Consider the following 22,287-nt stretch of genomic DNA (forward strand, 5'->3'; position numbering starts at 1 on the left):
GGCATAATCGAATTTCTGTTACCTCAACAGATCCAGAGATGGAAATTTTTGCGAGTTTCGAATTTGATGTTCCTGTTAGATTTGATAACGATTACCTTCACATTTCAATTGATGATGCACATGTTCATTCTTGCAGTAATATAAATCTTATAGAGATAAAATTTAATAATTAAAGCCAACCTAAAGTTTCCAACCAACAAACCCCTATAGTAGACCAAATTAATAAGTGGAAGACACCGATTATAAAGCCAGCAGCCCACCAACTTTTAACGCTCATATGGCTTGAACCAAAAAATATAGGAGCAGAGGTGGTGCCATAATGTGTTAAGCAAGCGGATAAATTCGCTAAAACAGCAAGGACAAGCGCTGTAGCAAGAGGAGGTACTCCAAAAGCAATTAAAAGCATAGCAAAAGTAACATACATCACCGAAGCATAAACAGTAATACTCGCAAAAAAGTAATGCATATAAAAAAATAATATTAGCAGTATTGGTATAGCAAAGGTAGCATTATAACTACTTAAAGCTTCCTCTATATTATCTCCGATCCACTTTGTTACTCCCATCTCACTCAAGAATTTTGATAGCATAACAAACCCTGCAAACCAAATAAATGTTCTCCAGGCTTCTTTTTCATTCATTGCATCATCCCAAGTAATTACACCGGTTAAAAGTAAGACAATAAATCCTAATAACGCCGTTGTAGTTGCATCCACTCCAAAAGAACTGCCTCCAACCCATAGTATTATAAGCACTGCAAAAGTTATCAAAACCATGATTTCATTTCTTGAAAAAGGCCCCATATCTTTCAAAACTGTTTGTGCTAGAATTGGGGCATGAACCATATTATTAACATGCGGTTTGATTACAAATTTTATAATGAAAGGTAATATAAGCAATGCGCAAATACCAGGTACTATGGCACCTAGAGCCCAATTAGTAATCGATAGATCTATACCTATACCGCTTGCTAAACCAGAAATAAGAGGATTACCAGCCATCGCAGTAAAAAACATGGAGCTAGTAATCACATTAGCTTGAAAGCATAACTGCATCAAGAATTGTCTAATCTTAGTATCATGTTTACCAGCAGAAACAAAGTTATATTGGTCAGTTAAAGCCTGGGCTACAGGAAAGATTACTGCCCCTCCCCTAGCCGAAGCACTTGGAATAAACGGCGCTAAAAATAGTTCAGTAAAAATTAAACCATATGATAAACCAATTATATTATGACCAAGCTTGGCTATAAAATAATATGCTATTCTTTTTCCCAAATTGGACTTTATTATTGCCCTTGAGATAAAAAATGCAAAAACAACTAACCATACCATATATGAGCCAAAACCTGAGAAAGCCTGAGTTAACGTCAATGTATCAGTAAGTAGGCTTACTAATATACTTAGCATCACCAACACCCCCATTGGCATGGGATTCAATATCGCACCCGCAACTGTAGCTGAAAAGATTATTAATAAATTCCATGACTTGACACTTAAACCTTCGGATGCTGGCATCACAAACAATATAGCTCCCATAAAAAATATAAGTGCTAACTTTAGGCTTCCCGTTTTTAAATTAAGCATAAATATGATAGCTAAACCCAAAAATTAAATTTTCTCTCATTTAATAAAATTTTCTGATTACTGCAACAACATTAATTTTTTATTAGTAATAAAAAATATTAATCCTATGGCTCAAAACACTATCTTAATAAAATGCTGGCTATTAACACCTTAACCAATGGGAAATTAATTGGCTTCAACGATCACAATCAAGATATCGTAATAAATATATGCCAACTCTTCAGAGGTTAGTACTATAGCTCAAAGCTTGAATAATCCCCTTAATTCATTTGAATTTAGGACTATATTAAATCATGAAACTATTAAATTGTCTGAAATTATGGCTGGATTATATGATAACGCTTGGGTTGAAATCTTTTTGATTGATTTGAATAATCAAGATAAAAAAATTTGGACTAAAAAAGGACTTATTTCTGAAATCAAAATTCAAGGTGAGCGAATAACTGCTAACGTAAAAAGTATATTATCGCTATTTGATCAGGCTCTAGGTAGTTTTTATTCTGAAAACTGTCGAGCCTCATTTGTGCTGATACAAAATGTGAAATGCAAATTAACCTCAAGTTCGACGTAAGGAGTAGGCCCGTGAGCTTATTTTTCCATGAGATATATTGGGTTTGAAAACATAAGCCAAGAGCCCTGAGAAGAGAGGCCTGCCAAGAAATTGTTTGGCGAGCGATGCCGTGGTGTGCTGGATTTGGCAATTCCTCTCTGAAAGAGATTTGAACACAGTTTAGGTAAAAATCTTTGAAGGTCCGGTATGCCTCAAATGAAACAAAACGAGGATCGTTATAACTTCGGAAAGCATCATCCCAGACTCTCGTTCCCTTTGTCTCTGCGAGTTTCTTAAGGATCTTTGGTACGTGAGTTGTCGCTTGCAAAAATCATCAATCAAACAAAATATTTCTACTAGGGAAACCACTTTCCTTATTTATCGTGAAATTGAGAAAAACTTAATGGTTACACAGCTTCTTTGAAGCCATATCAGATAATTTCTTTAAAACTTAACATTAAACTGGGGTTAGATAACCTTCTCGTGATTTCAGTACAGTTGCTATAAATGGGTTTTTCTTGTAATCTGCAATAGGATTTTTATCAATAAATTTTAGATGAAAAAGAAATTAGCATATTTTTGTCAAGACTGCGGAGCGCAGTATACTAAATGGCTTGGGAAATGCGAAGAGTGTGGGGCGTGGAATAGTATCGTTGGTGAAGAAGTTACGGTCCAAAAAAGGCAATACATTAAAATTAGAAGAGACTATTGTCTCAACTTTGTCTAGCCCTATCACAGCGGTTAACAGGTTAGATACCGGCATGAATGAGTTTAATAGAGTTTTAGGCGGAGGATTGGTCAAGGGCTCAGCAGTATTAATTGCAGGTGAACCTGGAATAGGCAAATCCACGTTATTACTGCAGTTTGCAGCGTTGATATCGCAAAATTCTCGTAGTTGTTTATATGTAAGCGCTGAGGAATCTATTGAGCAAATACAGATGAGAGCAGCGAGGCTTGGTTTGTCAGAAGCTAGTGTTTTGCTAATTTCTACTTCATCTTTAACGTATATACTGGATATCGCTAAAAAAGTTAATGATATGGGAGTTATTATAATTGATTCCATCCAGACCTTGAGAAATGATTTGATCGATTCAGCGCCTGGCACTGTAACTCAGGTCAAGAGCTGTACTATGGAAATGATAGCTCATGCTAAAAAATCTGGAACGAGTTTAATTATAGTTGGTCATGTAACAAAAGATGGACAAATAGCTGGCCCTAAGGTTCTAGAGCATATGGCTGATACTGTAATATATTTTGAGGGAGACAATACTCAACAATTTAGAGTTGTTAGAACTATTAAAAACCGCTATGGACCAACTAATGAAATAGGGATTTTTGAAATGAGTAGCTCAGGATTAAATGAAGTAAAAAATCCTTCTGCAATGTTTATGCCAGCTTCAGGGCTTGGAACAAGTGGATCCTGCATTTTTGCCGGTATTGAAGGTACGCGCCCAATTATGGTTGAAATACAGGCATTGGTATCGCCGTCTTTCTTAGCAACTCCAAGGAGATCTGCGGTCGGCTGGGACGTTAATCGACTCGCTATGATGATTGCAATACTTGGAGCTAGATATGGGCTTAACTTATCAGATAAAGAGGTTTATTTAAACGTGGTTGGGGGGATGAAAATTACTGAACCTGCTGCTGATTTAGCAGTAATTGCTGCGTTAATCTCAGCTGCCTCAAACATTGTTATTCCAAGGGAGATGGTGTTTTTTGGTGAAGTTGGCCTATCTGGCGAGGTGAGACAAGTTATACAGTATGAAAGCCGATTAAATGAAGCTATAAAGCTTGGAATTGAAAAAGCAGTTATGCCATCGGAACGAAAAGTATTAACTTGCAATATTAATAGATCTTGGATAAAGCACATTCTTGAATTAAAAAAAGTAATCAACAACAGAGGAGATCATAAAAATGGACCTGTTAAAGAGTATTAATTATAATGCTTTGAATTATATAGATATGGGTGTGATAGCTATCACTACTCTTTCTATAATCTTTGGGATTTTTAGAGGGTTTATAATATCAGTAATCAGTTTGATGGGCTGGGTCGCCTCTATCGTTGTAACTTATCGGTATGCCCCTTTATTTAAAAAAATTTTGGCCGCCTATTTTCATTCAGAGACACTACAACTAATTTTGAGCTATAGTGGTTTACTGATCGTGTGCTTAATGGCGTTTGCGATTTTAAATTCTCTTTTTTCTGCCATGACTTTGGGTATGCGAGGGGGGTTTTTTGATAGATTACTTGGTTTGTTATTTGGTTTGTTTAGAGGCGCGCTAATCTCTTCTTTTATTTTCATGTGCATTAATTTTAGTTTTGCGTTTTTAGCTTCTAGTGATGAAATAGAAAAGGATGTTTTACCTGAGGTAGTAAAAAAAGCACAAACCTATAAGCTATTAAAAATAGGGAACGCCGTGCTGCTAGATTTTATGCCCTCTGCTCTAGATAAAAGATTAAAAAGTATTGCTGATACCTTTGTTGATAATGCAATAGATGATAAATTTGTGGGGGGCATGGTAAGAAAGATGTATCAAGATATGAGCGAGCTCGAGATTGATGAGATTGAAAGAAAAATTCAACAAAGAGGAATCGATCACGATGAGAAACAGGTGGCCAAAACCGTATTAGATTACTACAGGCAAAAAGTTGGGGAGCAAAAATTAGATCCAAAAAGCTTAGAAAAATTAGAAAGAATTATTGATATTGAGGTGATGCCAGAATATGAATACTAATTATTCCTTAGGCATAGCGCTCAAAATATTAAACTTATTGCTGATTACGATATATTCTCTTTTATTAATTAAGTTTGGCCAAGGTTTTGCTGCTTCCCAGTTCTGCTTTTTAATCGTCTTAATTGCGCTGGTTTTTTTGCTGCCGACAGTATTGTTTTTAAAAATAAACTTAAAGCTAACTAGGCGGGTTTTTAAGTTGCATATATTACGAGCATTTTTTAATTGTGGAGGAATTATAAGCTGGGTCTCAGCGCTCAGACATATAGGTGCTAATGAAGCAACAGCTATAAGTTATACAATTCCCATCTTTACTAGTATACTGGCTTGGTTCTACTGTGGAGAAAAACTAAATGGAAAATGCCTAATAGGAGTTTTCTCTGGCATAATCGGAACATTGATAGTGCTACGGCCGAGCTTTGATGTTAATGCCTTGGGAATATTATATGCAGCCTTTTCTGCTTGTATGTGGGCGTGTTATGATATCATCTGTAAAAAGCAAACAAAAACGGAACATTATTTAAAACAGGTTTTTTTAACTTTCTATTTACGGCTTTGATCTTACTGCCTTTGAGCATGTTAGAGTGGAAGGAAGTTGTGATTCAAAATTTGCTTGAGATATCTGTGATAAGTATATTAAGTGCAACCAATGTAGTGATTCTATTTTTAGCCTACAGACTTGCACCATTGATCTTACTTATGCCCTTTTATTACTTAAGGCTTTTGTTTATGGCTATTGCAACCTATCTGTTATTTGGGGAGGTGTTAAAAATCGAAACAATTATCGGAGTTTTGATAATTAGCATTTCAAGCGGGTTTATATTTTGGCAGCAATACAAAGGTAAAATAAAATTATGAGTCTACTTGAAAACCCCTTAGCTCCTGATCTAAATTTCCTTCAGTGAAGCTCCATATAGTCTGGAGGTTTGTCCCATTCGCTCATTGTATACCTCAAAAGATGTTTTTTCTACGTTGTTATTGAGCAACAACTCTTTATTGTTACTTGAAATAAAGTTCTTAATCATTGCTAGATGGCCATCAGGCGCTATATCTTTAGACCTCTATAGAGCTTTGCTTCAATGTAATATCCTACTCAACTATCGACCCATAACCTGCTCTGACTGCATATGTAAAGGCATCATTACCGGCATAATCTTTATATATAGCACCAGCTGTAATAAGTTTATCCACTAATTCTCGATTACCTTTGGCTGCGGCATCGATAAGTATAGTTGCTATTTGAGAATAACCCCTTATAACCTCAGTTTGACGCAAGGAGTAGGCCCGTGAGCCTATTTTTCCATGAGATATATTGGGTTTGAAGACATAAGCCAAGATCCCTGCCAAGAAATTGTTTGGCAAGTGATGCCGTGGTGCTGGATTTGGCAAATCTCTTTCAATTGTCCGATGGCTGTTTCAATCAATCCACGCCCTGCAAGAAGCAGTTGTTTAAAAGCCGCAAGCGGGTTTTGTTTTTCTTAAGCCGTGTGATGAGCTCAATACCTTGATTGCTCAGTGTTTTTGCTTATATACCACCGATCTCCGAATAGAAGGCCTGTCAAATATTGAGTCAGTTTCTCGACAGCGGCTCGATCATCTGTATTACCCGAAGTCAGTGTGAATGACATAATCTCTCCTTGATCATTGAGGCCAAAGAACCATCCGGGTCGACGTTTTCCCACGCTGAGCGATGCCTTTAAGGATCTTATTACTGCTAGTACGTGAGTTATGACAAACCTTCTCCAGCTTTTTGTTGAGTCAACGTACCTGTTTGTTTCCCTTTGCAGCAATTCAGCAGAATGACCAACGGGATGACCGCGTCTCGCATCCAGCTCAACAAAGCGATTGTAGCTGATAAGCTTCGGCAATCCCTCTCTGAGAGAGATTTGAAAACAGTTTAGGTAAAAATCTTTGAATCCGGTAATGCCCTCAAATGAAACAAAACGAGGATCGTTATAACTTCGGAAAGCATCATCCCAGACTCTCGTTCCCTTTGTCTCTGCGAGTTTCTTAAGGATCTTTGGTACGTGAGTTGTCGCTTGCAAAAATCATCAATCAAACAAAATATTTCTACTAGGGAAACCGCTTTCCTTATTTATCGTGAAATTGAGAGAAACTTAATGGTTACACAGCTTCTTTAAAACCATATCAGATAATTTCTTTAAAACTTACCTAAAAACCTTTCTGGGGTTATTATATTTGGTACGCTTACTCCCATTGGGCTCATTAAAGTTATTGTTCAGGGAAAGTATAGGCTTGAATATAAAGATGGTGAGTTAAAGACTGCAATAGTTAGTGAGTTATCAAACAATAACGTCTCACTTCATCTATGTGGAAGTGGGATGATTGGTTGCGCTAACGAAACCTGTAGCAACGAAGTGTTCAAGACTCCAGATCCTGAATTTCGTATTTATGATGATCTAGGGATCATGATAAATGTTGAAAATGTGTTTGATTACTTAAGCTGTTAGATCATCCTTTTTAAGAGATTCACTTTATCAATTAACATATGCTTAAATGTTAGTAAAACATGCCCTATGATTAAGCTACTTAAGATAATCGCAGTAGCAGAGTGAATACTTGAAAATATATTTGCAATCTCAGGATTTTTTTTCTACAAACATAGGAAAACCTAAGCCGAAAAATAAAACCTTATAGTCATAGTATACTGACATAAGATAGCCGCTAGCTGGCATAGCAATCATGCCTAAGTAAAGGATGAATACAGCAATTTTAGCTGCGATCCTTTCAAATTTGTTAATAGCAGTAGGTAATTCTGGTATTTTAGAGTTAAATCGATTAAATATCCTAATGACCACAAACAGAAAAATAAGAACCCCTATGGATTTGTGTAAACTATACACAGAAAATTTAAATGGTACGGCGAGGCCACCCATTAAAAATCCGCATACTAACTCAGTTATGATAAACGCACCAACTATCCAATGTATAATTCGCATATTCTTGCTATATTTTTCAGCTTGGATTTGACGCATAGAATAACCCCCTAAATTCCTATGTTGATAAAATACATAATTTAATATAAAATCCCTTTTCATATTTTTGCAAGTTTTTTAAAAAAGCAAGAATATATTTATTTACTAATATTGGACAAATAGAAAAATGCAATTTCGTAATATAGCAGTTATAGCTCACGTAGACCACGGGAAAACAACTTTAATTGACCAAATGTTAAAACAAAGCGGTATATTTCGCAGTAATCAAGTTATTGCTGAAAGGGCAATGGACTCAGGAGAACTCGAGAAGGAGCGGGGCATTACGATTATTGCAAAATGTACGTCATTTTTTTATGAAGGTATTAAATTCAATATAGTTGATACTCCAGGTCACGCTGATTTTGGTGGAGAAGTTGAGCGCGTTCTTTCTATGGTTGATGGTGTGGTATTGCTTGTTGATGCCTCTGAAGGGCCAATGCCGCAAACCAAATTTGTACTAATGAAAGCTTTGAAATTAGGACTAAAGCCAATTGTTATAATTAACAAGGTAGATCGACCAGATAGAAGAATAAATGAGGTTTTAAACGAAATTTTTGACTTGTTTGTATCTTTGGACGCAACAAATGAGCAGCTAGATTTTTCAGTATTGTATGCTTCTGGAAGGAGTGGATGGGCAACGACTGAGGCTGAAATTCAAGGAGGAGTTGATTTGAAGCCGTTATTTGAGGCGATAAAAAATCATATACCGGAGCCTAAAGTGGATAAGGAAAGTCCTTTTAAGATGCTTGCAAGTATTTTAACTCATGATCAATATGTGGGTAGAGTTTTAATAGGTAAAGTATACTCTGGTTCCGCTGCAATCGGGACGGCTGTTAAAAGCATTAGTCTAAGTGGTGAAGTTATTGAATCGACAAAATTAACAAGATTATTTGGTTTCCAAGGCATTGAAAGGATTAATATAGAAAAGGCCGAAGCCGGTGATATAGTGGCGATTGCTGGAGTTGTTAAATCTTCTGTTTCGGATACTATTTGTATTCCATCAGTTAATGAACCAATAACTTCTACTCCTATAGATCCTCCGACAATGGCTGTAACGATAAGTGTTAATGATTCACCTTTAGCAGGCCAGGAGGGTTCAAAGGTAACTTCTCGTATGATTTTAAATAGACTTGAGAAAGAAGCTCAAACTAATGTTGCAATCACTTTAAAAATTTCTGCTTCAGGCGAGGCGTTTGAAGTAGGAGGCCGTGGCGAATTACAGTTAGGAGTTTTAATAGAGACGATGAGACGTGAGGGATTTGAGCTCTCTGTTTCGAAGCCTAGGGTTTTATTTAAAGAAGGTGAAGATGGAAGTAGGCTAGAACCAATTGAAGAAGTTGTAATAGATGTTGATGAAGAATATAGCGGTATAGTTGTCGAGAAACTGTCAATAAGAAAAGGTGAAATGCTTGAAATTAAGCATTCCGGTAGTGGTAAACTCAGGTTAGTTTTTTTAGTTCCATCTCGTGGGTTAATCGGTTATCAAAGCGAATTTAGGAATGATACTCGTGGGACTGGTGTACTTAGTAGGTTGTTTAATAGTTATCAAAAGTATAAGGGAGAAATAACAACTCGTCATAATGGGGTCCTAATTTCAAATTCAGATGGAGAAGCAGTAGCTTATGCTTTGTGGAATTTAGAAGAGCGAGGGACTCTTTTTATACATCCGAAAACTAAAGTCTATCAGGGGATGATTATTGGAGAACATAATAGAGATAATGATTTAGAGGTCAATCCTATCAAAGGGAAACAGTTAACTAATATGAGAGCTGCTGGTAGTGATGAGAATACAAAGCTGACTCCTCCTCGTGTTTTCACATTAGAAGAAGTGATATCTTATATAAAAGATGATGAGTTAGTCGAAGTGACTCCTAAAAATATTAGATTGCGTAAACATCACTTATGCCCTCATGAAAGAAAAAGAGAATCACGGAAATCTGATAAATAAGGCTGTCTTGCCTAATATTTATTTGAAACTCGCGCTTATAGACTCAGGTAATTCTTTAAGTTTTTCTTTTCTAGAAATAACTGGCAAGATAACAAACAGATGTAAAAAATACCAGGTAGTGCAAAATTGACCTACAGAGATATAAGGCTCCTCTGGAGGCATGCCTCCGATATAGCCTAGTACTATAAAGTTAACTATAAATATTAATGTAAATATTCTAAATAAGGGCCTATAATTAGCGCTTCTGGTTTTGGAGCTATCAAGCCAAGGAAGAAGAAATAATATAACTATTGCACCAAACATAGCCATAACTCCTCCCAATTTATCAGGAATAGAGCGCAAAATGGCATAGAACGGTAAGAAGTACCACTCAGGTACTATATGTGGTGGAGTAACCAAAGGATTAGCAGGTATATAATTGTCTGGATGACCTAGGCTATTTGGACTGAAAAAAACAAATACCAAAAAAATTAGAAAAAATACTCCAAAGCCAAAAAAGTCTTTAACTGTATAATAAGGATGGAAGGGAATAGTATCGTGCTCTGTTTTAACTTCGATTCCAGTTGGGTTGTTTGATCCATGCTTGTGCAAGGCAACCAAATGGATCATAACTATAGCAACTATCAAAAATGGCAACAAAAAGTGCAGGGCAAAGAATCTATTTAGAGTTGGATTGTCTACAGAAAAACCGCCCCAAAGCCAGATAACTATATCTTCACCGAAAAAGGGTGTAGCTGAAAACAAATTAGTAATCACTTTAGCACCCCAAAAGCTCATTTGTCCCCAAGGTAGGACATACCCCATAAATGCGGTCGCCATCATAATAATAAATATTATGATCCCTAAAAACCATAAAAGTTCTCTAGGAGATTTGTAAGAGCCATAAAATAGTGCTTTTGCTATATGGATATATAGCTGCAAAAACATCGAGGTGCCGACTGCATGAGTGTATCTTATTAGCCAGCCATAATTTACGTTCCTCATGATGTTTTCCACGCTGTCAAATGCCATTTTGACGTGGGGAGTATATTGCATTGCTAAAAACAAGCCGGTAAGTATTTGTATAATTAACATGATCCCAGCTATGGAACCTAGGTTCCATAAATAATTTAAATTCTTAGGGGTTCCATATTCCGAGAAATGTTTTAAGAAGCTAAATATTGGCAGTCTATACTCAACCCACTCTATTACTCTATCAATGGGACTGTTCTTATCCATACTAGAATCAGATTTCATCATCTTTGATTAACCTATTTTAATTTTATTGTCGCTTAAGAATTCATAGGGTGGTATAGCCAAATTTGCTGGTGCTGGACCTTTCCTAATCCTTCCAGAAGAATCATAGTGTGATCCATGGCAAAAGGGGCAGAACCAGCCATCATGATCACCTTTGCCACTAACTGGAACGCACCCCAGGTGAGTACAAACTCCAATAGTAATTAGCCACTGCTCTTTGCCTTTTTTAACTCTTTCTTCATCACTTTGTGGATCTCTCAATTCAGCAAGATTTACAGAACGAGCTTCTTCAATTTGGGCAGAAGTTCTTTTAGTGACAAAAATAGGTTTGCCGCGCCACATAACGGTTATTGTTTCACCTTCTTTAATATTTGATAAATCAACTTCGGTACTGCCCGCAGCTAAGACGCTAGCATCTGGAGAAAGAGATCTTATAAAAAGGGTACAGCCGCTGCAATAGCTCCAACCCCTGCAACCGCAGAAGCAGCTAAGACAACAAAGTCTCTTCTGGTGGATTTTTTCAGTGTCTTCACTTTCTATATCAGCATCACTGACTTTCATATCTGTCATAAGGACTTATAAACAACTTACCGTTAATCATTAATAATAATGCCGATAGAATATAGATGCATTAATTTTTTGCAAGTAGCAGAATAAAAAATTGTATTTATAGCAAATATGCTATTTCTCTTTATAGAATTAGACTATAGTTCAACTGCAACAGAATGTCCCGTGTTCACATAAATTAAACAAGACTGTATCAGTACTGTCATAAGCAAACACCGGTACTTCTGCAGTAGTAATTTGAGTATCTCCGTCTCTACATTTATCACCAGGCGTCACATATGCTCTACTGTTTTCCATCATATACTTTTTCAAACCTTATGAAGGCTTTAGCAGGATCAGAACTGCTATCACCACTATGATACTTGTCATAATCTTTGCATAAATCAAATTTGTCGTTACCTAAGTATTTAGGACCTCTTTAGCTAAGGTAAGGCCTATCTCCGTTGACGCTAGTATGGCTAACGCTTCCAGATAAATATGTAAAATCTATTGGCTTTGTGCTCCTTGGTTGCTAGCTTAATGCTGCAATGAGCCAGTAATGTAGATGATATGTCCTTATTATTTATAAGAAAGGAATAAAATTCATAAAACCAAGCTGTAGTAAATTAAAGTTTGAATATTTGCTATCGCATTGAGGAGTGTCGTTGCCTTTAAATAATTGTCCTAATCCACTTTTATCTTCTTCAACAATAAGCTCTACTGCTTTGTGAAACTTGCCGAGTTCTAGCTTATTACAAGATTTCAATAGGATTCTGCCATATTTTGAATCTAATGCCTTTTTCACGTAGCTCTAGTTCTTCTATTTCATCTCTGATAACTGTTGCATAGTCTTTTTTTTACTTCAAGGTTAGGGATTTTAAATAAGTATTTGCCATTTTCTATTCTTACAGTTAAATACCCGGAATTAAGTAATAAATAAGAATATGCTTCTTCAAGGTTAATACCTTTTCTTAAATCTTCTTCAAATTTTGATTAAAGAGGTGAGTGGTTGATATCCCAAATTCTGCTTCTTTACCTGCAGCCAGTATTGCTAGTTTATCAATCATACCATCATTAATGGTGCTATGTAGTAGATTTTTTAGTATCACACTAGCAGTGCTTTCAGACCAGTATCCTCAGGCTGTAGATTACCTTCTTTAGCATCGCTTAAATTTAGCTTTGCCCATGGAGCATACACCTTCATCGCTAAAACCAAAGCTCTCACTAAATCTAGGGTCGCCAATACCGTAGGGTTACGACATTATTAAAACTAGATTGTCCTTCTCTTTTTACAGTGTCATATATACCGGTTAGGACGATCTTCTGTAAGTATTCGTTACCTTCACCACACTCTGGACATCGTCTTTGATATGAATTTGATAGTTTTTTCCATAAGATTTATTATCTCGGTTGTTTGCTTCTAATAAATGATTTACCGGTTTATCATATTCGTCTACTAAAATATATGCCCTTTCTTTATGATGCTTATATAACAACTCACTTAAAAATTTAAGACTTGATGGTAGTTTAGAGAGAGCAATATCATCCACAGTCAACTTATTACTTTTATTAGATATTCATGTTTTTTAAAAAGAGATTTAATTACATCACGAAATTTTTCCTGTATAGCCTCAAAGTTGTCTTCTACTACATCCTCAAAATCTGCGAAGATAACGGGATATTTGCCATGGTACTCCATATATTCACTATTATTTATTTGAGAAATTTTTAATGGTTTTGTATTTTTCGCGCTTTTAGTATCTAAGCTAGTTGCTTCACCGGTAAAAAGCATTTTATCAGAATTTTTAAACATGTATAGATTAATACTCTTGCCCCATCTTCTCGGTTTCGTAATGAAAGTAGCTTTTGGAGCTCCATCTATAATTTCTTGAATAAATAGAGTTTTATCTACAAAAACTTCACTTTCAGCGACCATTTTCTTAAAAATGCTTACGCCAACAAATATTTTTCGTCTAGTCGCCATATCGCAAAACCTAAAAAATTAAATAACTCACACCTCAAAGATTGCGATAAAGCATTAACAGACTTTTGGGCTACATGCAACGAAAAACTATTCTACGTCAATATCAGTAAATAGAAACATTGTTTTCCTTTTTGGGTATGGCACCGAAAGGTATACCTTGTGCAGTCATTGCTTCTTGTATAACGGTTGGTATTTTTGCTTCAAGGACTTTTGCGAGTGGCTTAATAATTCCCAATATCTCAAGTAACTCTATGAATAAATTTTTACTTTCTGCAGTTCGTAGATGTGTTGCTTGATTGCCTTCTACTACACCTTTGCAATATTCAGTGTTGTTTTTCACAAATTCTTCTACCTTTTTCATATCGAAATCTTTCTTATTTATATTAACACATAATGAAAGTTCTATTTCCACAGCAAATAGCTGCATTTCTTTTTGGCGATTTTTTAATCGATCTGATAGAAAAGTGGAAATTAATTTCGATAGAGCATCTTTATCCTGCGTGGTAACTGCTTGAGCCCCTTCAATACCAATTGAGTATGCGAACTCTCTTAGCGGCTCTGCCCCATAAAATTGCTTAAGAGTATGAAAAGAGCTTTCGAGACATTCTGTTAAATCAAAGCTTGCCACCCGTCTCAATTCGTCAGCAAATTCTTGAGTTATTTTCATTTCATTTGGATATTCTCTAAAGTGATTTGTTGGACCAAAACCTGGCAAGTGCTCAATAATAGAATGAGGATTTAACTTAGGAGTTAGTTTTTTAAATGCCCAGCCGAAATCTATTCTCACCATTTTATTTTGTCCATTTTCTGAAACAACCCCAACATTACCCCAATGTACATCGTAATCTGCTATCAATAATGAGGTAACCATTGCTTGAGGAAATCCTCTGTAATATTTATGATTATCCCTCGCTAGGGCTTGCTCAAAGATTCTTCTATTTATGGTTCCTACATTTCTTGGCCTTGCAGCTGGAGCGGGTAAATCCATACTTTCGTAGGCATGCACATATAAGTCTTTATAATTATTAAAAAACTTAGATGCGACATATACATTCTCTCCAGTTTGATCAGGAGTAACCATCCCTGGTAGTGTGCTAACCAGTTTTATTTCTGCTCCATAACCTGGAGCGGTTTTAGCAAATATTTGGCCAGCTAAATATTCAGAGATGTTGCTGTGATTTGATACTCCATATCTGGTATTTTCTTGTTTTATTAAGTAAGTATTGCCAGTTCTTTTATATATGCCGCCTTCTTTTCCTCCGTCGTTTGCTCCACCTTCTTTGCCCTTTTGAAAAACAAAGTCAGTTATGTTGAGGATTTCCTGGTCAATGGATTCACTTTCGTTTTGTGTTTGTCCGTGGGGAAAATAGCGAACTGTTGGTTCGCCAAATAGGTATTGATTAAATAGTTCTATCCTAATTTCTGGAGATTTCTCTGTCTCTTCCTGAAATAAATAATATTCTAGCTGTTCTCCACTACCATACTTTTCTTTGATATCGAAAAATCTATTTAAACCGGCCTTTACTACTATGCTTGGAATGCCTGCTATAGTATTATCTTTTTTAAATCCCCGATCTATCCTTAGCTTTAAATTATGTTCTCGAAAAATTTGTAATAATTGTTCTGTCTCTGTAACACTAGTTAACGCTTCTCTCACTAAATCAGGATTTTGTATTTCTATCTCGATGGAGAGCTGAGCGCGGTTACTACTCAAAGTCGTTGATTTTGTGTTGTGTAGTAGTAAATCTTTTATGAAGTTTTGGTCTATTATTATGGATTTCTTATTATTTTCGTTGGAAGGCATGTTTAAACAGTAAGAAAGCTATTATACCTTGAGTAGTATATAGTATTTTGCGACGCAAAAAAATAAGAATATTAAAATAAGAGTTTTTAATCATATATTAATATCCAGAATTATATAATTGTTTACTTAGGTTATATAGGCATCTGTGCAGTTATGAAAAAATAGCTTTGTCATGTGGCATAGGTAACGCAATCGAGTGGTACGACTTTGTTGTATATGGATACTTGCTCAGGTTATTATGGTATTTGGTTCGTTCGCTGCGGGTTTTATAGCAAGACCGATAGGAGCTTTAATATTTGGAAGAATAGGCGATAATTCCAGCTGTAAAAAAGCGCTAGCTATATCACAATATATATGATGGCCATTCCAACTACATTAATAGGGTTGTTGCCAACTTATGAGAATATAGGTATTTGGGTGCCTATTATATTAACAGGTTTACGAATTGCTCAGGGACTTTGCTATAGGCGGTGAGTTTACAGGCTCAATGATATTTTTTAGTGGAGAACGGCTCCAAATAATAAAAAGGGATTTTATGGCAGCATTGCAACCTTTAGAACGGTGGTGGGAGTAATTATTGGTTCTATGAGCGCTATTGGTGGTGTAATTGGTAGTTACATAAGAAGAAATGTTATGGATCCGAAGCTCTATACTAAGGGGCGTAATAAACTGGTAAAGTTATCAGTGAATAATCTCTTCTATCAATATAGAATCAAGATGTTGCATGTTATTTTCATAGATTTTTTACAGCAGTTGGCTTTTTTATGGTGGTGATTTTTATCGCGTCCTACTTTTGAAAATATACTAATAGGTGGTGCTGCCCAGTACATTAATACTTTTTATATGGTTCTGTTTGCTATTTTTACTTTGGTGGGGGGCATTCTATCTGATAGGATTGATATAAAGAGAGTAACCCCTTGCGTTTTGTTTTTACCGTCTTCCTATAATTTATTTGAATTAATTCAGTATAGTAGTTATTCCTTATTACTTTGATTGCTGCTTTTCTTTTGGAAAAGACCAATAACTTAAATTCTCCCGCCTTTTTATTAATGGGTGCTGCTTTATTATCGCTAATAGGGGTAGTAAAATTACGTGTTGATAAAAGATCTGAAGATGTTTTTCTTTTTGATAGGGAATTATAATAACCCCAGAAAGGTTTTGAGGTAAGTTTTAAAGAAATTATCTGATATGGTTTTAAAGAAGCTGTGTAACCGTTAGGTTCTTCTCAATTTCACGATAAATAAGGAAAGTGGTTTCCCTAGTAGAAATATTTTGTTTGATTGATGATTTTTGCAAGCGACAACTCACGTACCAAAGATCCTTAAGAAACTCGCAGAGACAAAGGGAACGAGAGTCTGGGATGATGCTTTCCGAAGTTATAACGATCCTCGTTTTGTTTCATTTGAGGGCATTACCGGATTCAAAGATTTTTACCTAAACTGTGTTCAAATCTCTCTCAGAGAGGAATTGCCGAAGCTTATCAGCTACAATCGCTTTGTTGAGCTGATGCGAGACGCGGTCATCCCGTTGGTCATTCTGCTGAATTGCTGCAAAGGGAAACAAACAGGTACGTTGACTCAACAAAAAGCTGGAAGGTTTGTCATAACTTACGTATTAGCCGTAATAAGGTCCTTAAAGGCATCGCTCAGCGTGGGAAAACGTCGACCCGGATGGTTCTTTGGCCTCAATGATCAAGGAGAGATTATGTCATTCACACTGACTTCGGGTAATACAGATGATCGAGCCGCTGTCGAGAAACTGACTCAATATTTGACAGGCCTTCTATTCGGAGATCGGTGGTATATAAGCAAAAACACTGAGCAATCAAGGTATTGAGCTCATCACACGGCTTAAGAAAAACAAAACCCGCTTGCGGCTTTTAAACAACTGCTTCTTGCAGGGCGTGGATTGATTGAAACAGCCATCGGACAATTGAAAGAGATTTGCCAAATCCAGCGCCACGGCATCGCTCGCCAAACAATTTCTTGGCAGACCTCTTTCTCAGGGCTCTTGGCTTATGTCTTCAAACCCAATATATCTCATGGAAAAATAGGCTCATGGGCATACTCCTTACGTCAAACTGAGGTTTTTTATCGTAAAATTGAGAAAAATTTAACGGTTACACAGCTTTTTTAAAACCATATCAGATAATTTCTTTAAAACTTACCTCAAACCTGGGGTTAATAATATTTTAACATTATTTTGTGATGCAAATGCCAATGCATTGATTTATAACAATTCTCGAAGAAGACGAAGCATGCCTATAGAAAATTCTCATCAAGATGTTGAGTGGCGAATTTTATTTGCAGGAGATTTCTGCTGCAAAGCTCGTTTTCACGATGGCCTGCCTTGCAATTGAAGCTTGCAAATAGTCAGAAGGCAGGCCATATTTCCGCTGTTACAAATTCACTTTATATAGCTTTCTTGGAGAGAAATTACATATCTGCTTACTATCAACCATTTAGGCTAACAGAGGAAGATATACCTTAAATTAAAAAAGCATACATGCAGTCTTCTGTCATTAGCGACCCCAGCCCTTTCCACCACTAAGGCAACATAGTAACACTGCTGTCCTTTGCGCTTGTACGCACTATGATATCGCTATCCAAGTTATTCAAATTTCTGCTGATTATGACCCTGTGATAAGTTTTTGGCTCGATCTTTTGTTTGCGATCAAAGCCAACTTTTGACCCTAAGCGGTGATTATGCCATATCTTATGCACTTTTGCTGCATAGTTTTTCCCCTTCTCCTCGGTGCGTGAATGGTATATAGCAACAGCTTTAGCCCAATCCTTAGTGCGCTCATAATTTTGCGATAAGAAATAAGCTGCATAGGCAGTATTAAAAACTGGATTAAAAGCGTGTTCTGGTTTTTTGAAGTGTTTTTTACCGTGATAATACCAATTAATCTGAGCGCACCCAACGTCAACTTGTTCTATACCTTTTGCCAAGACAGATTTCAAAAAATTTACTGCTTCTTGTTTAGTAGCAAAATAATGTGCCTTCCCCGCCACATTTAAAGTCCAAGGCCACGGCAATATCCTCTTATGCTTCTCATTCCATTTACCGGACTCAACAGTTGCAATTGAATGCAACAAATTACGCGGCAGCTTATATCTCTCTTCATAAAAATTGATAGCTTTAGTACAATGAAGATAATCGCTTTCTGCAGCAGCCGCTTTATTTATTGTAAGATTTATAGAAAGTAAAACTAATAACAATCTAAATAAGTACATCCCAACTCTTCTAAATAATTATAATTAGTGAAGGGTAATTCTACAGAAATAAATCCCGGTAGTCTACATCGATATCGTAAAAGTTGTGACGAAATACCATGCAATTTTATAAGTATATTATGTTCAGTTTGACATCGGAATCATATCACTAAAAAATTTAAACAATCAATATGAAAATTGATCTATATCAAGATAGTAAATCACTATGAGGCTTAGCATTATTTATATACTGTATGCAAGTTTCCGTTAATATCCTGCCTCTCGGAGTCCTCGCGATAAAGCCGATTTGCATTAAATAAGGCTCAATCACATCCTCAATAGTACCCTGATCCTCTGATAAACCAGCAGCGATGGTTTCAATCCCCACTGGGCCAGTTTTATAATTTCTAGCTATATAATTGATATAACTATAATCCAGTTTATCCAAACCAAGTGCGTCAATTCCAAGAGCAACCAAAGCACTTTTTACCATTGCCGAATCAACCACACTTTTGTTGTCATAATGAGCAAAATCCCTGGTTCTTCGAAGTAAACGCATTGCGATTCTTGGCGTCCCTCTTGAAGATTTAGCAAGCTCTTCTGCAGCCTCTTGGCTTATACCAATCTTCATAAGGGTAGCTCCTCTTGTTATAACTTTTGTTAACCCACCCACAGAGTAAAATTCTAATTTAAGTGGAATACCAAACCGATCGCGCAGAGGATTAGACAGCAATCCCATCCTAGTCGTTGCTCCGATTAAAGTAAACGGCGGTAAATTAATCTTTACCGTTCTGGCGGCCGGGCCTTCACCAATAATTAGATCTATTATGTAATCCTCCATAGCCGGATAAAGAAGCTCTTCAACTGAGGCACTAAGTCTATGGATTTCATCTATGAATAATACGTCGTTTGGCTGTAGGTTAGTTAAAATTGCAGCTAATTCTCCAACCTTCGAAATCATTGGGCCGGATGTTACCCTAATATTCACCTTTAGCTCGTGGGCGACAATTTGCGACAACGTGGTTTTACCAAGGCCTGGGGGGCCATAAAAAAGAATATGGTCAAGCGGCTCTTTTCTGAGCTTTGTTGCCGCTATGAATACATTTAAATTCTCTTTTAATTTCTCTTGTCCAATAAAGTCAGCTAAGCTCTTCGGTCTAAGAGCGACATCAGCAAGATCTTCCAAACTCTCCATTGAACTTGTTACGTACTCAGCTCCTCTACTCATTTGATAACTCCCACTTCTTTGTTTTCTAATAAAAAAACTTTGTCAGTTTTTTTAGCTAATTCCATGTTGTGTGTCACAATAATGGTCGCTATATTTTCCTTTCTAACATTTTCTAAGAGCAAGCTCAAAACTACATTAGCGTTATATCGATCAAGATTACCAGTTGGCTCGTCGGCTAAAATAACTTTAGGCTGGTTTACCATGGCTCGTGCGATCGCAACTCTTTGCCTTTCTCCTCCAGAAAGCTGTGAAGGATAATTATTTGCTTTATCTTTTAACCTAAACTTGCCTAATAGTTCCAAAAGTTCTGCCTCTGACTTCACAAGCTGGCTTTCGCTTGCAACCATATTGGCTATTTTTAAATTTTCGATTGCTGAAAATTCTGGCAACAGATGATGAAATTGATAAATAAACCCAAGATGTTTCTTGCGTAGTTCGGTAAGCTCATAATCGCTCGAAGAAGAGCATTCTTTATCTCCAATTAAAACCCGACCAGACGTCGGTAGATCTATGAGGCCCAATATATGAAGTAAGGTACTTTTGCCAGAGCCAGAATGCCCAACAATAGAGATTATCTCTCCTTCCATAATAGCAAAATTAATATTCTCGAAAACTGTATAAGAACTTTGCCCTTGCGGAAAACTCCTACTTACTGCTTGTAACTCTATTAAATTTTTTTGAGAATTTAACACTTAAGTATTTATAATTCTCTATCTACAATTTCTTTTCTTCAAACAATACGTGTCTACGAGCCACTGGGTCGTACTTCTTGAAATTTAATTTCTTGGCCAATTTTTTAGGGTTTTTCTTTTTCACTAAAAAGAAACCAGTGCCTGCGCTGCTTGCCAATCTTACTAATACTGTATTTTTCTTCGCCATAAATTTAATAAACGCTTCTATAATAAGGTCATGCAACACTATAGTTAGAGTCCCAAAATGTCAAGGACTAAATACCTAACAGTATTCGAAAATCCCGTTGCATCGCTAACAAGATGCACTACAGTCTCAGCACATCAACGTCTCAATATAGGAAGGTAAAAAAAATGAGTAATATGGTTTTCTTTGGCCGCTAATTTTAATGTTGGAAACAGCCCAGTAGGAGTCGATGTAGGAGACTTCAACAATGATGGGCAGAGATATATAGCTAGTTACAAATTATAATTCAAATACAGTATCTATACCGTTAGGAAATGGTTCCGGTATATGTTTCAGTCCATTGCATTTTATACTGTTGGCAATGGCGCTGGTTATATAGAGCAATGGGTGATTTCAATGGAGACGGTAAACGAGATTTAGCTAATACTAATTATAACTCAAACTCAGTTTCTGTGTTAATAGGTAATGGGGACGGAACTTTTAAACCTGCTGTTTTTTTATAATTCTTGCCCTTTAACTATAGGAATTGTAGTAGATGATTTTAATAATGATGGCAGATTGGATATAGGCACTACTAATGTTAATTCTGACACAGTTTCAATCCTAATAGGAAATGGAGATGGAGCCTTTTTCAAGCTGCTAGTTCCTATAACGTAGGTGACAAACCTTATGGAATAGCAGCAAGTGATTTTAACCAAGATGGTAAGTTAGATATAGTTTACTGCTAATCAAGATTCAACCACAGTTTCGGTATTTTTGGGAAATGGTAATGATGGGGAACATTCCCAGCCTAATGTTTCCCATAACGTTGGTGCTAGAGCCACAGGGATTGCAATTGGCAATTTCAACCATGATGGTAAAGTCATATATAGTAAATACTAGAGTCTAGGGTGATGCTTTCCGAAGTTATAACGATCCTCGTTTTGTTTCATTTGAGGGCATTACCGGATTCAAAGATTTTTACCTAAACTGTGTTCAAATCTCTCTCAGAGAGGAATTGCCAAAGCTTGTCAGCTACAATCGCTTTGTTGAGCTGATGCGAGACGCGGTCATCCCGTTGGTCATTCTGCTGAATTGCTGCAAAGGGAAACAAACAGGTACCTTGACTCAACAAAAGCTGGAAGGTTTATCATAACTTATGTATTAGCCGTAATAAGGTCCTTAAAGGCATCGCTCAGCGTGGGAAAACGTCGACCCGGATGGTTCTTTGGCCTCAATGATCAAGGAGAGATTATGTCATTCACACTGACTTCTGGTAATACAGATGATCGAGCCGTTGTCGAAAAAACTGACTCAATATTTGACAGGCCTTCTATTCGGAGATCGGTGGTATATAAGCAAAAACACTGAGCAATCAAGGTATTGAGCTCATCACACGGCTTAAGAAAAACAAAACCCGCTTGCGGCTTTTAAACAACTGCTTCTTGCAGGGCGTGGATTGATTGAAACAGCCATCGGAGAATTGAAAGAGATTTGCCAAATCCAGCACCACGGGCATCGCTCGCCAAACAATTTCTTGGCAGTCCTCTTTCTCAGGGCTCTTGGCTTATGTCTCCAAACCCAAATATATCTCATTGGAAAAATCTAGA

At 36.6% G+C, this 22,287-nt stretch carries 32 protein-coding genes and 1 pseudogene; 16 read left to right on the top strand and 17 right to left on the bottom strand.

Annotation, left to right across the window (positions count from 1 at the left end; translation table 11 throughout):
- Positions 1-38 precede the first annotated feature (38 nt).
- Positions 39-173 (top strand): DUF2460 domain-containing protein, encoded by a 135-nt coding sequence (locus MIDI_RS09965; RefSeq protein WP_272940961.1) that lies wholly within the window; start codon positions 39-41, stop codon positions 171-173.
- Here the strand turns inward: MIDI_RS09965 and MIDI_RS05940 are convergent.
- Positions 170-1,603, bottom strand: a complete 1,434-nt coding sequence (locus MIDI_RS05940; protein ID WP_160162307.1) for a DASS family sodium-coupled anion symporter — start codon at positions 1,601-1,603, stop codon at positions 170-172. The genes MIDI_RS09965 and MIDI_RS05940 overlap by 4 nt on opposite strands.
- Before the next feature lie 226 nt (positions 1,604-1,829).
- Between MIDI_RS05940 and MIDI_RS10505 the strand changes: the two genes are divergently transcribed.
- The 6 genes from MIDI_RS10505 to MIDI_RS05965 all read left to right on the top strand — a co-directional run bounded on the left by MIDI_RS10505 (position 1,830) and on the right by MIDI_RS05965 (position 5,723).
- Entirely contained in the window at positions 1,830-2,153 is a 324-nt protein-coding gene (locus MIDI_RS10505; RefSeq protein WP_041185576.1) for a baseplate hub domain-containing protein, read from the top strand.
- Positions 2,154-2,688: 535 nt separating this feature from the next.
- Positions 2,689-2,859 (top strand): hypothetical protein, encoded by a 171-nt coding sequence (locus MIDI_RS09515; protein WP_237697369.1) that lies wholly within the window; start codon positions 2,689-2,691, stop codon positions 2,857-2,859.
- On the top strand, positions 2,789-4,069 hold the full coding sequence (gene radA, locus MIDI_RS05950; RefSeq protein WP_237697445.1) for a DNA repair protein RadA: 1,281 nt from the start codon (positions 2,789-2,791) through the stop codon (positions 4,067-4,069). Before MIDI_RS09515 ends, radA begins: the two co-directional genes overlap by 71 nt.
- Positions 4,047-4,868, top strand: coding sequence for a CvpA family protein (locus MIDI_RS05955; protein ID WP_013951696.1), 822 nt, complete (start codon positions 4,047-4,049; stop codon positions 4,866-4,868). The genes radA and MIDI_RS05955 overlap by 23 nt, the downstream gene beginning before the upstream one ends.
- Complete coding sequence (locus MIDI_RS05960) at positions 4,858-5,424, top strand: DMT family transporter (protein WP_013951697.1); 567 nt, start codon at positions 4,858-4,860, stop codon at positions 5,422-5,424. Before MIDI_RS05955 ends, MIDI_RS05960 begins: the two co-directional genes overlap by 11 nt.
- 17 nt (positions 5,425-5,441) lie before the next feature.
- Complete coding sequence (locus tag MIDI_RS05965) at positions 5,442-5,723, top strand: hypothetical protein (RefSeq protein WP_013951698.1); 282 nt, start codon at positions 5,442-5,444, stop codon at positions 5,721-5,723.
- 231 nt (positions 5,724-5,954) lie between these two features.
- Here the strand turns inward: MIDI_RS05965 and MIDI_RS08240 are convergent, their stop codons facing one another.
- The 5 genes from MIDI_RS08240 to MIDI_RS05985 form a co-directional block, all read right to left on the bottom strand.
- Complete coding sequence (locus MIDI_RS08240; RefSeq protein WP_148234185.1) at positions 5,955-6,200, bottom strand: ankyrin repeat domain-containing protein; 246 nt, start codon at positions 6,198-6,200, stop codon at positions 5,955-5,957.
- Entirely contained in the window at positions 6,158-6,289 is a 132-nt protein-coding gene (locus MIDI_RS09970; protein WP_272940946.1) for a hypothetical protein, read from the bottom strand. The genes MIDI_RS08240 and MIDI_RS09970 overlap by 43 nt, the downstream gene beginning before the upstream one ends.
- 72 nt (positions 6,290-6,361) lie before the next feature.
- Positions 6,362-6,910 carry a transposase gene (locus tag MIDI_RS10640; protein ID WP_041185503.1) on the bottom strand — a complete coding sequence of 183 codons (549 nt, stop codon included), beginning with the start codon at positions 6,908-6,910 and terminating at the stop codon, positions 6,362-6,364.
- A 422-nt stretch (positions 6,911-7,332) separates the two neighbouring features.
- On the bottom strand, positions 7,333-7,464 hold the full coding sequence (locus tag MIDI_RS10520) for a hypothetical protein (RefSeq protein ID WP_148234211.1): 132 nt from the start codon (positions 7,462-7,464) through the stop codon (positions 7,333-7,335).
- A gap of 1 nt (position 7,465) precedes the next feature.
- Complete coding sequence (locus MIDI_RS05985) at positions 7,466-7,924, bottom strand: cytochrome b (RefSeq protein ID WP_013951701.1); 459 nt, start codon at positions 7,922-7,924, stop codon at positions 7,466-7,468.
- Between the two features lie 64 nt (positions 7,925-7,988).
- Here MIDI_RS05985 and typA point away from each other — a divergent pair, with 64 nt between their 5' ends.
- On the top strand, positions 7,989-9,809 hold the full coding sequence (gene typA / locus MIDI_RS05990; RefSeq protein ID WP_013951702.1) for a translational GTPase TypA: 1,821 nt from the start codon (positions 7,989-7,991) through the stop codon (positions 9,807-9,809).
- Positions 9,810-9,827: 18 nt separating this feature from the next.
- On the opposite strand, the gene MIDI_RS05995 is transcribed toward typA, so the two are convergent.
- The 7 genes and pseudogenes from MIDI_RS05995 to MIDI_RS06020 all read right to left on the bottom strand — a co-directional run bounded on the left by MIDI_RS05995 (position 9,828) and on the right by MIDI_RS06020 (position 15,379).
- Positions 9,828-11,048, bottom strand: coding sequence for a cytochrome b (locus MIDI_RS05995; protein WP_013951703.1), 1,221 nt, complete (start codon positions 11,046-11,048; stop codon positions 9,828-9,830).
- Positions 11,049-11,054: 6 nt separating this feature from the next.
- Positions 11,055-11,578: pseudogene (gene petA, locus MIDI_RS06000) on the bottom strand (ubiquinol-cytochrome c reductase iron-sulfur subunit).
- Between the two features lie 596 nt (positions 11,579-12,174).
- On the bottom strand, positions 12,175-12,396 hold the full coding sequence (locus tag MIDI_RS06005; protein ID WP_041185578.1) for a hypothetical protein: 222 nt from the start codon (positions 12,394-12,396) through the stop codon (positions 12,175-12,177).
- A gap of 166 nt (positions 12,397-12,562) precedes the next feature.
- Complete coding sequence (locus MIDI_RS08790) at positions 12,563-12,700, bottom strand: hypothetical protein (protein WP_160162309.1); 138 nt, start codon at positions 12,698-12,700, stop codon at positions 12,563-12,565.
- A 201-nt stretch (positions 12,701-12,901) separates the two neighbouring features.
- Entirely contained in the window at positions 12,902-13,141 is a 240-nt protein-coding gene (locus tag MIDI_RS09975; protein ID WP_041185579.1) for an AAA family ATPase, read from the bottom strand.
- A gap of 2 nt (positions 13,142-13,143) precedes the next feature.
- Complete coding sequence (locus tag MIDI_RS09980; RefSeq protein WP_013951705.1) at positions 13,144-13,575, bottom strand: AAA family ATPase; 432 nt, start codon at positions 13,573-13,575, stop codon at positions 13,144-13,146.
- Positions 13,576-13,678: 103 nt separating this feature from the next.
- Positions 13,679-15,379, bottom strand: a complete 1,701-nt coding sequence (locus MIDI_RS06020) for a hypothetical protein (protein ID WP_013951706.1) — start codon at positions 15,377-15,379, stop codon at positions 13,679-13,681.
- Positions 15,380-15,943: 564 nt separating this feature from the next.
- On the opposite strand from MIDI_RS06020, the gene MIDI_RS06025 reads away from it, so the two are divergent.
- The 4 genes from MIDI_RS06025 to MIDI_RS07595 all read left to right on the top strand — a co-directional run bounded on the left by MIDI_RS06025 (position 15,944) and on the right by MIDI_RS07595 (position 17,515).
- The gene (locus MIDI_RS06025) at positions 15,944-16,153 is read left to right on the top strand and encodes a hypothetical protein (RefSeq protein ID WP_237697370.1); all 210 of its coding nucleotides are present in this window, start codon (positions 15,944-15,946) and stop codon (positions 16,151-16,153) included.
- A 233-nt stretch (positions 16,154-16,386) separates the two neighbouring features.
- Positions 16,387-16,521, top strand: a complete 135-nt coding sequence (locus MIDI_RS09985; protein WP_272940962.1) for a hypothetical protein — start codon at positions 16,387-16,389, stop codon at positions 16,519-16,521.
- Positions 16,522-16,669: 148 nt separating this feature from the next.
- Positions 16,670-17,215, top strand: a complete 546-nt coding sequence (locus tag MIDI_RS10645) for a transposase (protein WP_052567748.1) — start codon at positions 16,670-16,672, stop codon at positions 17,213-17,215.
- A gap of 72 nt (positions 17,216-17,287) precedes the next feature.
- Positions 17,288-17,515, top strand: a complete 228-nt coding sequence (locus tag MIDI_RS07595; RefSeq protein WP_237697371.1) for a transposase — start codon at positions 17,288-17,290, stop codon at positions 17,513-17,515.
- Positions 17,516-17,925: 410 nt separating this feature from the next.
- Here the strand turns inward: MIDI_RS07595 and MIDI_RS06545 are convergent, their stop codons facing one another.
- From MIDI_RS06545 to rpmG, 4 genes are all read right to left on the bottom strand, one after another.
- Positions 17,926-18,615: a transglycosylase SLT domain-containing protein gene (locus tag MIDI_RS06545; protein ID WP_013951709.1), complete on the bottom strand. Its 690-nt coding sequence runs from the start codon at positions 18,613-18,615 to the stop codon at positions 17,926-17,928.
- 187 nt (positions 18,616-18,802) lie between these two features.
- Entirely contained in the window at positions 18,803-19,822 is a 1,020-nt protein-coding gene (gene ruvB, locus MIDI_RS06040; RefSeq protein ID WP_013951710.1) for a Holliday junction branch migration DNA helicase RuvB, read from the bottom strand.
- Positions 19,819-20,514: an ABC transporter ATP-binding protein gene (locus MIDI_RS06045; RefSeq protein ID WP_041185580.1), complete on the bottom strand. Its 696-nt coding sequence runs from the start codon at positions 20,512-20,514 to the stop codon at positions 19,819-19,821. Before MIDI_RS06045 ends, ruvB begins: the two co-directional genes overlap by 4 nt.
- 22 nt (positions 20,515-20,536) lie before the next feature.
- On the bottom strand, positions 20,537-20,701 hold the full coding sequence (gene rpmG / locus MIDI_RS06050; protein WP_013951712.1) for a 50S ribosomal protein L33: 165 nt from the start codon (positions 20,699-20,701) through the stop codon (positions 20,537-20,539).
- A gap of 380 nt (positions 20,702-21,081) precedes the next feature.
- Here rpmG and MIDI_RS10535 point away from each other — a divergent pair, with 380 nt between their 5' ends.
- The 4 genes from MIDI_RS10535 to MIDI_RS09995 all read left to right on the top strand — a co-directional run bounded on the left by MIDI_RS10535 (position 21,082) and on the right by MIDI_RS09995 (position 22,286).
- The gene (locus MIDI_RS10535) at positions 21,082-21,201 is read left to right on the top strand and encodes an FG-GAP-like repeat-containing protein (RefSeq protein WP_013951713.1); all 120 of its coding nucleotides are present in this window, start codon (positions 21,082-21,084) and stop codon (positions 21,199-21,201) included.
- A gap of 494 nt (positions 21,202-21,695) precedes the next feature.
- Positions 21,696-21,833, top strand: coding sequence for a hypothetical protein (locus MIDI_RS09525; RefSeq protein ID WP_237697372.1), 138 nt, complete (start codon positions 21,696-21,698; stop codon positions 21,831-21,833).
- On the top strand, positions 21,773-22,048 hold the full coding sequence (locus MIDI_RS09990) for a transposase (protein WP_272940963.1): 276 nt from the start codon (positions 21,773-21,775) through the stop codon (positions 22,046-22,048). The genes MIDI_RS09525 and MIDI_RS09990 overlap by 61 nt, the downstream gene beginning before the upstream one ends.
- Positions 22,049-22,136: 88 nt before the next feature.
- A complete protein-coding gene (locus MIDI_RS09995; RefSeq protein WP_272940964.1) occupies positions 22,137-22,286 on the top strand; it encodes a hypothetical protein in 150 nt (49 codons plus the stop codon).
- Position 22,287 lies beyond the last annotated feature (1 nt).

The sequence above is a fragment of the Candidatus Midichloria mitochondrii IricVA genome (genome assembly GCF_000219355.1).
Classification (GTDB): Bacteria; Pseudomonadota; Alphaproteobacteria; order Rickettsiales; family Midichloriaceae; genus Midichloria; species Midichloria mitochondrii.